Origin of the sequence: Rahnella sp. NRRL B-41462 (assembly GCF_003263525.1) — a bacterium.
Classification (GTDB): Bacteria; Pseudomonadota; Gammaproteobacteria; order Enterobacterales; family Enterobacteriaceae; genus Rahnella; species Rahnella aceris.
Genome location: NZ_JYDF01000108.1, coordinates 1 through 811, shown reverse-complemented (window position 1 = coordinate 811; position 811 = coordinate 1). Strand labels below are relative to the sequence as shown.

The 811-nt window shown below is 55.1% G+C and carries 1 pseudogene; it reads left to right on the top strand.

The features are described from left to right. Positions 1-811 (top strand): annotated as a pseudogene (locus tag UC14_RS22070) (IS3-like element ISRaq1 family transposase); the annotation flags it as partial.

Genomic DNA, 811 nt, shown 5'->3' with positions numbered 1-811 from the left:
ACCTGGCGTAAGAAGTATGGCGGTATGGAGGTGCCCGAGGTTAAGCGCTGAAGTCGCTTGAGGAAGAGAACGCCAGGCTCAAGAAGCTGCTTGCCGAAGCCATGCTGGATAAGGAGGCGCTTCAGGTGGCTCTGGGGCGAAAGTACTGACGACAGACCAGAAGCGGGAAGCCGTGATGTTGATGTGTGATGCGACCGGTCTGTCGCAACGTCGTGCCTGCAGGCTTACAGGTTTGTCCCTGTCGACCTGCCGTTATGATGCTCAGCGTCCGGCTGCTGATGCACATTTATCAGGGCGTATTACTGAGCTGGCGCTTGAACGCAGACGTTTTGGTTATCGGCGTATCTGGCAGTTGCTGCGTAGGGAGGGCCTTCACGTCAATCACAAGCGGGTATACCGTATTTACCACCTTAATGGACTGAGCGTAAAACGCAGACGACGCCGTAAAGGGCTGGCGACCGAACGGTTTCCGCTTCTTCGCCCGGATGCGCCGAACCTTACATGGTCGATGGATTTCGTTATGGACGCACTGGTCAACGGTCGCAGGATCAAGTGCCTGACCTGTGTGGATGATTTCACGAAGGAGTGTCTGACGATCACCGCTGCTTTCGGTATTTCAGGCGTTCAGGTCACGCGTATTCTGGACAGCATCGCGTTGTTTCGGGGCTATCCGGCGACAATAAGAACCGATCAGGGCCCGGAATTTACCTGCCGCGCGCTCGATCAATGGGCCTTTGAGCATGGTGTGGAACTACGGCTTATCCAGCCAGGTAAGCCAACGCAGAACGGATTTATTGAGAGTTTTAACGGA